A 9809-nucleotide genomic window follows, 5' to 3' on the forward strand; every position below is an offset into this window, starting at 1 on the left:
ATGATCGACCGACGTGACGCGATCACCCCATGTAGCGGCTTGCCGATCGAGCTTCAAAGTCAGCCTGATAGACTTTTGAAATAGACGTCATACAATCCCATTTTTCTGCTTTCAATGAAAGCAAAGCGAAATGGCCGAAGAACGCGCCCAACGCCGTCTTGCCGCCATATTGGCCGCCGACGTGGTGGGCTACAGCCGACTTCTGGACCTGGACGAGCAAGGAACATTGAACGCGTTAAAGAGGAGGCGGAAGGAGATCCTGGAACCACTGGTCCGCGACCGTCACGGCCGTGTCGTAAAAGTGATGGGTGATGGCGTTCTAGTCGAGTTCGGAAGCGCAGTGAACGCGGTGTCATGCGCCGTCGAACTCCAGAAGCGGATGATGGCCGCGAACGAGGGTTTGGCGTTCGACCGACAAATCAACCTGCATATCGGCATCAATCTGGGCGATGTCGTTGTCGAGGACGGCGATCTGTTCGGCGATGGCGTTGTTGTCGCAGTGCGGCTTCAGGCAATGGCCGGGGCCGGAGATATCTGCGTCTCCGGCAGCGTCTACGATCAAGTCAAGCGAAAGCTTGAATGCGACTTCGACGAACTCGGTCCGCAAGCGATCAAGAACGTTGCCGAACCGGTATCCGTTTACCGGATTCGGTTATCGGCCTCATCTGAAAGTGGCGGACCGGCAGAGAAAGCGCCGCTGCCGCTCCCCGGCAAGCCCTCCATCGCCGTCCTTCCCTTTACGAACATGAGCAACGATCCGGAGCAGGAGGCTTTTGTCGACGGCCTCACCGAAGACCTGATCACGGATCTGTCGAGGAACAGCGAGTTGTTTGTTATCGCCAGCAACTCGGCTTTTGCATACAAGGGCAGGCATATGGATGTGCGTCGCATCGCGCGAGAACTGGGAGTGCGCCATCTTCTTGAGGGTAGTGCACGGCGGGCAGCTGGACGGGTGCGTATCAACGCTCAATTGATCGATGCGATCGGGGGCGACCACCTTTGGGCCGAAAGATTCGACCGAAGCCTTGAAGATATCTTCGCTGTTCAGGACGAGGTGACCGGCAAGATTGTCGAGGCTCTGGTGGGCCGTCTGACCGCCGCGCCGGGGCGCAACAGACCGAAGAACCTGGAGGCCTATGATTTATGTGTGCGTGCACGGGCCTTGGGCCTGCAAACGGCACTCACCGCGAAAGAAGCCATTTTCCTGCTGAACCGGGCAATTGCGCTCGATCCGGAATATGCGGAGGCGCATCGTTGGCTGGCACTCAACCTCTGGCTGGGCTGGGAGTTCTGGGACGAACCGATGGACCCCAATCGCACAAGTGCGCTTGCCGAAGCACAGCAGGCGGTCGAACTCGACCCGAATGACGCTGGGAACCGATGGGTATTGGGCGTTATACTAGGACATGAGGGTCGCTGGGCGGAATCGGATGCCGAATTCGCCGCCGCCCACAAGCTGGATCCCAACCACGCCGACGCATGGGCAATGCAAGCTGAACTGACGACGGAAAACGGCCGGCCTGCCGAAGCCATAGAGCAGGTGCGCAAGGCGCTGCGGCTCAACCCTCACCCGCCCGGTTGGTACTACTGGATGTTGGGCCAGGCTCAGTATGCCATCGGCGACTACGAATCCGCGGTTCAAACGTTGCGGAGACCCGAAACTTATCGCACGACTTCACGACGCCTGCTTGCAGCAAGCCTTGCGCAACTTGGCCGTTTGGAGGAGGCGCGCTGGGAGGCGGAAATGTTCATGATAAGCAATCCGCACTTCACAATCAGGCATTGGTCAGCTTCGCAGCCTTTCCCGGCCGAGGACGTCCGACGGCATATCGTGGAAGGCTATCGCATGGCGGGGCTGCCAGAATGACTGTCACGGCTATGCCGTCGGGGCCGCAGTGGATAGCGTCTCGAGGCTGCCGCAGCAGCGAATATTTGGTCTCTTCTGCCGGAACGAAATTCGTCAAATCGAGACTTGAACATGGCAAGTGAAGACTTTCGGCACCGGAAAGCACAACGGGAGGATCTCCCGGCCCTGATTACGCTCATGGACGCGGCGATCTCTGAACTCCAGAAGCCCTTTCTAGATGACGCTCAGATCCAATCCAGCCGGGCCATCATGGGGCTGGATACACAACTTGTCGACGACGGCACTTACTTCCTCGTGGAGCACAACGGCGTTTTGGCAGGTTGCGGCGGTTGGAGCCGGCGCGCAACGATGTATGGTGGAGATCAGTCGCCTGGACGTGATGCAGCGCTGCTTGATCCTGCCAAGGACGCAGCACGCATCAGAGCCATGTACACCCATCCGGACTTTGTCCGGCGGGGGGTCGGCCACTTGATCCTTGCGCTTTGTGAGCGTGCCGCCAAGGCCGAGGGCTTCGCCCGTGCTGAGCTGGCAGCTACCGCGGCCGGAGAGCCACTGTATCGCGCCTGCGGGTACCAATCCGTCAAGAAATTCTTCGACGAGCGTGGCGGGGCTCCGGTTCCTATCCTGCTTATGAGCAAGACGCTCTGACCTCCGGCTTACAGGGCAGTCGCACGCAGTTGGCGGCGCTCGCCGGCACGGAATGCTCACCTATACTTCCGCCCCATGGTCCGCTTTTGGTGAATGGACGGGACCGTACGAATGACTGCCATTGGGCGCAAAGCCGCCGTTCGGCTTCCACTATGCCCAGATCGCATGCCGTCACGTTCGGACGCTCAGTCAAAGCGAACGAGATCTAATCCTGAAGAATCAGCCGGCCGGGATTACCGGCGCAGCCGGATCGTGAGGTCCGGGAACATGGCCGGCAGGAACCACTGCCGCCGCGCCTAAAACGTGCTTCTCTTGATCATCAAAGAAAATGTGGGCCCCGAGCGCCTTCAGGATGGGTGCTTTCTCACGGCTGCCTACGAAGTGCGCCTCGTCAGCTGGTGTTCCCCACGCTCTCAGCGTCCGAATTACGCGCTCATGCGCAGGGGCGTTCCGGGCAGTGACAAGTGCGATGCGGACCTTACTCACGTTGCCCTCATTAAGGAAAACTCGGCGCAATGCCGATAACTTGTGAAGAAAATTGCCAAACGGGCCGCGCGCCATCGGATTGCTCGCGTTCGCGGTCTCATGCGCAAGGAAAGCCTCCAGGCCCTTTTCTTTGTAGATTGCGTCGGACTCGGGGCCAAACACTACAGCATCGCCGTCGAACGCGACCCGGACCTCGCCCTGGGGTGTTTCGGCACGATCCTTGGGCGCCAAGCCAAGCCGAGCAGCGGCTGCTCCGCCGTCCACCGCTCCTTTTACATCCGTGTCCGCGTTTGAGAGAAATAGGTCAATGCCCCAAGCAGGAACAAAAGGAGCGAGTGACCGCCCGCTAGTAAAACTGCCTGTCTTGACGACAAGCCCATAATGATCGATCGACTTGAACGCTCGGAGAGAGAGGTCGGGCGAGTTCTGGGACAGAAGGATCACTTCAACATACGGAGCAGCCTCAGGATCGTTCAGCGCGAGTAACCGCTCGACTACCTCAAAGCCAGCACCCCTGCGGAGGATCACGTCCTCGCGTTCGAGTTGCATGGCCGCATACGACTTGACGCCGTAGTTCTCGAATACGCGATGTTCCTCCTCCAGATCAAAAAGAGCGCGCGTAGAGATTCCGATGCGGAGAGGGCTGGCCCTTAGCGTAGACCCTGGATCGCCATTCCCCTTGTCATCTTCGGCTGCAAGAGAGGCTTCCGCGATTTCCATTTGCCCTTCCTCCGATATTAAGACAGCCTAGGCAATGCCCTTTCTATATTTGACTTATTTCCGAAGAATTGAAGATCTGCGGTTCATTGCGGATCGCTGTCATTTCATCGCGATTTCCTAACTTTTCAAATGCCAGATGGACTTGGGAGCATCGACACGTCGTGGGAAGGTCCACTGGTGTGGTCTAAGCCCTCGAAGGCAGCGATATTCGACTGGACTTCATACGGCAACGAAGCATTGGTGTTGCCAGCGCAGCAGAAGAACAATGGATTAACAACGAGCAGAATCTCCAGCCCGCCAAGACAGCGGGCTTCGGTCAGTACAAGCGCCGGAATGGTCCGGGCTTCTAACTGATGGAGATTTGAAATGTCTATCTTTAACAACACCACTATGAAGGCCGACAATGCGGAAGCCGCCGATACGGCACCCAGCGTCGACGACAGCACCCCAACCCGGAAGCCGCGCGAGAAGTCCGTGGTGACCGTCGCGGTGACGGTCAAGAAGGCAAAGGACGAAGCGCCCGCAGCGCCTACCAAAACCGACATCGTCCTCAAGAAGCTGAAGTCGGCCAAAGGCGCTACAATCCAAACCCTGATGGATGCGACGGGATGGCAGGCGCATTCGGTGCGGGGTTTCCTCTCCGGTACCGTCAAGAAGAAGCTTGGCCACGAACTGCTCAGCGACACCGGCAAGGACGGACAAAGGCGGTACCGCATTGTCGAGGCGAAGACCGCCGGTTGACCTAGATGCGCAAAAGACAGGATCTGGATAGTGAGATCGCCGGGATTGGCGGTCTCACGCGTGATGAACTCACGGCAGCATGGAAAAAGGCCTATGGCTGCCCGCCGCCCAAAGGGGTCAAACGTGGGTTGCTTGAACGGTCGGCCGCCTGGCATCTCCAGGCCAAGCGATTGGGTGGTTTACCTTCGACCGTCAAGAAAACACTCGGAGCAGGCAACGCGCGCCAGTCCAACGTAAAGGCTGTCCAACCGAGCAATACTGGACCGGATCGCGAGGACGGTGTTCCGTCGGTCCGAGCAGCGTCATCGGATAAGGCACTAACGTCGCCGCCACGATCCCTTCCGCCAAGAATCGGCTCCCGTCTGGTGCGGGAATGGAATGGCCGGATGCACGTTATCGAAGTGGTCTATGACGGCTTCGTGCTCGATGGCAAGACGTACGGATCGCTGTCGGCTGTCGCCCGCCGCATTACCGGCGCCCATTGGTCTGGCCCGAGGTTCTTTGGCCTATGACAGCAATCCCTCGCCTCAACTGCGCGATCTACACTCGCAAATCGACCGAAGAGGGATTGGAGCAGGAATTCAATTCGCTCGATGCCCAGCGCGAAGCGTGCGCGGCCTTCATCGCATCGCAGGTCGGTCTTGGCTGGAAGTTGATGCCAAGCCACTACGATGACGGCGGGATTTCGGGCGGCACGATGGAGCGCCCTGCCCTGCAGCGTCTCCTACAGGACATCCGGGACAAAGAGGTCGATGTGGTGGTCGTCTACAAGATCGACCGCCTCACCCGTTCGCTGATGGATTTTTGCAAGATCGTCGAGATCTTCGATGCCAGCTCCGTCTCGTTTGTCTCGGTCACGCAGCAGTTCAACACCACAACCTCAATGGGCAGGCTCACGCTCAACGTGCTCTTGTCCTTCGCCCAGTTCGAGCGAGAGGTTACAGCAGAGCGTATCCGCGACAAGATCGCGGCCTCGAAGAAGAAAGGCATGTGGATGGGTGGCGTGGTGCCCCTGGGCTATCGTGTCGAGTACCGCAAGCTGGTGATTGACGAAACCGAGGCACAAACAGTCAGACACCTGTTCGCCCGCTATCTCACCCTGAGGTCAGTGCGCGACCTTGTCGATGAGGCTGCGAGCGACGGGGTTTCCACACGATCGCGACACCTCATAGACGGATCAGTTGCAGTTACCATGCCGTTTGGTCGCGGCAACCTCTACCACCTGCTTTCGAACCCGGTCTACGTCGGCAAGATCAGGCACAAGGATCAGGTCTACGATGGAGAGCACAAGCCAATTGTCACGTCTGCCACGTTCGACGAGGCCCAGGCACTACTTGCCTCTCAGGCGCCGCGGCGGCGAAGCGAGTCCAATGTCACGCAAGCCCATTTGCTCACCGGTCTGCTCTTTGATGAAGCGGGCGAGAAATTGCGATCGGTTCATGCCAATAAGCAAGGTGTTCGCTACCGATACTATGTCTCAAAGCAGTTCGTCGATGAGCGCAGGAAAGGTTCCGAGGGCTGGCGTCTTCCGGCACCCGCACTTGAGTCAGTTGTTGAGCATCGCCTCAATCGGATTCTCAGTGATCAAGCCCAACTGTCTGATTGGATTCGGCAATGGGCAGACTCTGGCGAAATCCAGGCAGCGATGCGGCGAGTTGACGAGATGCGGTCGTGTTGGGCTTCAGGCACTACGGATGCGAAGCGATCTCTCCTCCAAAAGATCGTTCACAGGATCACCCTCAAGCTTGGTTTATTGACCATCGAACTGGATCGCCGCTCGCTATCGGAATTGCTTCTCGACCGAAAGCTGCCACCCAACGATAGCGCCCAAGTAACTTCCATCGAATGTCCAATCGGAATGAAGCGTCGCGGCGTCGAAACGCGGATCGTGCTTACCAACGGATCCAATATCAACCGGGCACCCGATGCCGCCTTGATCAACCTTCTGCGCCGCGCCCACCTATATCTCGGCCAACTTACAGACGGAGTCGGTCGCAGCCTTACCGACGTTGCCATGCTCAACGGCACCGATACATCCGAGGTCAGCCGCCTATTGCCCTTCGCTTTCCTCGTTCCAAAAATTGCGGCCAACATCGTTGCAGGTGATCAACCTGTTGAACTAACGGCGCACCGGCTGTCCCGATTGTCGGACCTCCCCCTTACTTGGACTGACCAGGCTGCACTCCTGGGCTTCTAACCATCCGGCGAGCATCTCGCTGACCAGTCGACCATCGCTTTGGCAAACACTTGGCTACGGAATTCGCCCGACAGAGACGGACGACTAAAAGTCGGGTGTTTTGCGTTTACCGCGGCGTCTCAGCCAAGTGTTGCCCACTACTCGGCGCTAACCCACGGAAATGTCGGAGGTATTCTGAGACGGTCGAAACCCCGAAAAACGAGGGGACTGGATGGTGGGCCCGGAGGGACTCGAACCCCCAACCAAGCGGTTATGAGCCGCCGGCTCTAACCATTGAGCTACAGGCCCCACGCGGGCTGGATTAATGTTTTTCGCATCGCGGCACAAGGCTTTCCCTACGGGCTTCCGCAGATCGCCCAAATCAACCCATAATCGCGCTCTACGCGACCCCTTGCGACTTGATCGCAGACCAAGGAGATTTTCATGACCAGACATCTTTTGCCTCTCGCGCTCGCCGCTGCAATCGCTTTTCCGGCGATGGCTGGAGCCGCCGATCTGCCGACGCCGCCCCGCATCATCGTGTCGGGCGAAGGCGAAGCAACCGTAGCCCCCGATCTGGCGGTCCTGACGCTGAGCGTCATGCGCGAGGCCAAGACCGCGCGCGCCGCGCTCGATGCCAACAATGACGCCATGGCCGCCGTGATCGCGGCGATGAAGTCCGCCGGCATCAAGGACCGCGATCTGCAGACCGCTGGCATCCAGATCAACCCGCGCTACAACTACACCAACAAGCCGGACGGCAGCCAGGAAGCCGAACTCGTCGCCTATCAGGTGACCAACACGCTTTCGGTGCGGGTGCGCGACGTCGACAAGACAGGCGAGGTCCTCGACAAGGCGGTGTCGCTGGGCGTCAACCAGGGCGGCGGCATTGCCTTCACCAACGACAACCCGGCAGCCACGGTCACCGAGGCGCGAAAGAAGGCGGTCGCCGACGCCATGGCCAAGGCCAAGACGCTGGCCGAAGCCGCCGGCGTCAGCCTCGGCCGGGTGCTCGAGATCACAGACCAGAACATCAGGCCGGCGCCGATGCCGATCAATGCCAAAGCCTTCGATGCCGCGGCCGGCGCGGCTCCGGTACAAGCCGGTGAGAACGCCTACAATGTGCAGGTCACCGTCACCTTCGAACTGAAATAATCGGCTCTGACGGTCCGTAGCTGAGCCTAGCCACGGCAATCATCAGCCAATAGCGTGCATGAAAAACCCCGCAGGATTGCTCCCGCGGGGTTTTTTCGAGCCACACCCTTCAAACGGAAAGGGGCTCGGCTAGTCCCGGCTGATCTTCGTAGGAGATCATGCTGCCAGACCGACCTTCACTGAAGGTCGTGTCTCCCGGCTGATCCTCGCAGACGATCATGCCTCTATGATCCGCCAAAGCCGGCCTTAGCGATAGATGACGGGGCAGCCGCGCTCATTGGCGAACACGACGACGACGCGGTCGCCGTCCTGGCGGCCCATCACCTTCACCGTACGACGGCTGACGTCGACGATGCGGGCACGGCGCAGACCCATGCGTTCGGCCTTGTCGAGGGCGCGGTCCGGCGAGCAGCCACGGCGCCAGTCGCCACGGCGCTCGTCACGGCGATGGCGATAACCGTCGTCACCGGTATAGACGCCGAAACGCGGGTCGTTGTTGTTGCCGAAGCCGAGGTAAAGGCTGTCGGCGTGAGCGGGAACAGCCGCCAGCGTGCCGAGACCGACCAGGGCCGAAAGGGCTGCCGTCTTGATCGTGTTGAACATCGTCTTCTCTCCTTTTGCGGGCCTTCGCCCCTTGTGAACCGATGAGGGGGAGAATGCGCTTGCCTGTCTGAACTCTTTACGAACCTGCCGTTCATCTCCGGTTCATATGGCGGGAAGAAGGAAAGTTCCGGCCATTTGCCGTCTTCCCCAGCCCTTGGTGAAGGCCAGAACGTCTGACTCGACGCCCCGGTTCCAACCCCGCTGATTGGCCGAATGCATTCGAACGGGAGGCTCCTGCTCACCGTCGCTGGTCCTACGGCTCCTCGTCCAGCACATAGTCAAAATAGTCTTCCGGCTCGGCAAGATCGGTTTCGCTCGCCTTGACCCGGCCGCGCATCGAGATGCCGGCTTCATGCACGGTCTCGGCGCTGCCCGACACCAGCCGGTGCCACCAGTAGAGGTCGCGGCCTTCGGCCACCAGCCGATAGGCACAGGTGCTGGGCAGCCAGCTGATGGTTCGCACATTCTGCGGCGTCAGCCCGACGCAGTCGGGAACGCGCGCCAGCCGATTGGCATAGTCCGAACAGCGGCAGGTCTCGGCGTCGAACAGCCGACAGCCGACGCTGGTCCAGTAGATCTCGCCAGTGTCCTCGTCCTCAAGCTTTGACAGGCAGCATTTGCCGCAGCCGTCGCACAGTGATTCCCACTCGGCCGGGCTCATCGCCTCCAGCGCCTTGGTTTTCCAGAATGGCGTTTCCATTTCCGGGATGTGGCCCCAGCCGCGGGCAAGGTCAAGCGCGGCAATGGTCGCAATGCGGCTATCGCCAGGTGAATGACATGAAGTTGCCTTCAAAAGGTCGGTCAATCGCCCCGTACGGCCTCTATCCGTGCCAGACTGGAACCAATCGGCACAAGATCGGTTTCGGCAAGGATGGGACCCCACAAGGAGAATTTCGATGAAACGCCAACCACGGATTCTGGCAGGCACGGCACTTGGCCTGTTGATGGCATCCGCGCCGTTGGGCGCGTTCCCGCTTCAGGGAAGTGTCGCGTCCGGCCTTGCCCAGCGCACGGCAGCCCCATTCATCCTGGCGCAAGCAGCATGCGCCGAAGGCGAAGCGGCCGAAGCCTGCGCACAAAAGCAGCAGGCGGAACCCGAACAGAAGCGCGAACGCAAGAAGGCCGAGCCTGAACAGCAGGCCGCGCCTGCCCAGAGCGAGCAGCCCGCCGAGGAGCAGCAGCCACGCCGGAAGAAGCGCGACCAGCAGCAGCAGACCGAGCAGGCGCCGGCCGAACAGGCAGCACCCGCCGAGGAACAGCAGCCGCGCAGGAAGAAGCGCGACCAGCAGCAGCAGACCGAGCAGGCGCCGGCCGAACAGGCCGCTCCAGCCGAGGAACAGCAGCCGCGCAGGAAGAAGCGCGACCAGCAGCAGCAGACCGAGCAGGCGCCGGCCGAACAGGCCGCTCCAGCCG

The 9809-nt window shown here is 60.0% G+C and carries 9 protein-coding genes, 1 tRNA gene and 1 pseudogene; 7 read left to right on the top strand and 4 right to left on the bottom strand.

The window, feature by feature from the left end; all coding sequences use genetic code 11:
- Positions 1 to 130 precede the first annotated feature (130 nt).
- Positions 131 to 1867 (top strand): adenylate/guanylate cyclase domain-containing protein, encoded by a 1737-nt coding sequence (locus tag NKI69_RS26945; RefSeq protein WP_023809637.1) that lies wholly within the window; start codon positions 131 to 133, stop codon positions 1865 to 1867.
- 111 nt (positions 1868 to 1978) lie between these two features.
- Positions 1979 to 2515: a GNAT family N-acetyltransferase gene (locus NKI69_RS26950; RefSeq protein ID WP_023809638.1), complete on the top strand. Its 537-nt coding sequence runs from the start codon at positions 1979 to 1981 to the stop codon at positions 2513 to 2515.
- Positions 2516 to 2734: 219 nt separating this feature from the next.
- On the opposite strand, the gene NKI69_RS26955 is transcribed toward NKI69_RS26950, so the two are convergent.
- Positions 2735 to 3721 (bottom strand): 5'-nucleotidase, encoded by a 987-nt coding sequence (locus tag NKI69_RS26955; protein ID WP_352722854.1) that lies wholly within the window; start codon positions 3719 to 3721, stop codon positions 2735 to 2737.
- A gap of 366 nt (positions 3722 to 4087) precedes the next feature.
- Here NKI69_RS26955 and NKI69_RS26960 point away from each other — a divergent pair, with 366 nt between their 5' ends.
- Genes NKI69_RS26960 through NKI69_RS26970 form a run of 3 tightly spaced genes read left to right on the top strand, consistent with a single transcriptional unit; the run spans position 4088 to position 6659 of the window.
- Positions 4088 to 4462: a DUF3489 domain-containing protein gene (locus NKI69_RS26960; RefSeq protein WP_352722855.1), complete on the top strand. Its 375-nt coding sequence runs from the start codon at positions 4088 to 4090 to the stop codon at positions 4460 to 4462.
- Between the two features lie 5 nt (positions 4463 to 4467).
- Positions 4468 to 4974 carry a DUF2924 domain-containing protein gene (locus NKI69_RS26965; RefSeq protein ID WP_032908834.1) on the top strand — a complete coding sequence of 169 codons (507 nt, stop codon included), beginning with the start codon at positions 4468 to 4470 and terminating at the stop codon, positions 4972 to 4974.
- Complete coding sequence (locus tag NKI69_RS26970) at positions 4971 to 6659, top strand: recombinase family protein (protein ID WP_023809640.1); 1689 nt, start codon at positions 4971 to 4973, stop codon at positions 6657 to 6659. Before NKI69_RS26965 ends, NKI69_RS26970 begins: the two co-directional genes overlap by 4 nt.
- Before the next feature lie 212 nt (positions 6660 to 6871).
- On the opposite strand, the gene NKI69_RS26975 is transcribed toward NKI69_RS26970, so the two are convergent.
- Positions 6872 to 6947: transfer RNA gene (locus tag NKI69_RS26975), tRNA-Ile, on the bottom strand.
- Between the two features lie 135 nt (positions 6948 to 7082).
- Between NKI69_RS26975 and NKI69_RS26980 the strand changes: the two genes are divergently transcribed.
- Complete coding sequence (locus NKI69_RS26980; RefSeq protein WP_023809641.1) at positions 7083 to 7793, top strand: SIMPL domain-containing protein; 711 nt, start codon at positions 7083 to 7085, stop codon at positions 7791 to 7793.
- Between the two features lie 246 nt (positions 7794 to 8039).
- Here the strand turns inward: NKI69_RS26980 and NKI69_RS26985 are convergent, their stop codons facing one another.
- A complete protein-coding gene (locus tag NKI69_RS26985; protein ID WP_023809642.1) occupies positions 8040 to 8396 on the bottom strand; it encodes a hypothetical protein in 357 nt (118 codons plus the stop codon).
- Between the two features lie 253 nt (positions 8397 to 8649).
- A complete protein-coding gene (locus tag NKI69_RS26990; RefSeq protein ID WP_013530173.1) occupies positions 8650 to 9096 on the bottom strand; it encodes a YcgN family cysteine cluster protein in 447 nt (148 codons plus the stop codon).
- Between the two features lie 196 nt (positions 9097 to 9292).
- On the opposite strand from NKI69_RS26990, the pseudogene NKI69_RS26995 reads away from it, so the two are divergent.
- Positions 9293 to 9809 (top strand): annotated as a pseudogene (locus NKI69_RS26995) (OmpA family protein); the annotation flags it as partial.

The organism is Mesorhizobium sp. M0491, from assembly GCF_040321265.1.
Lineage (GTDB): Bacteria > Pseudomonadota > Alphaproteobacteria > Rhizobiales > Rhizobiaceae > Mesorhizobium.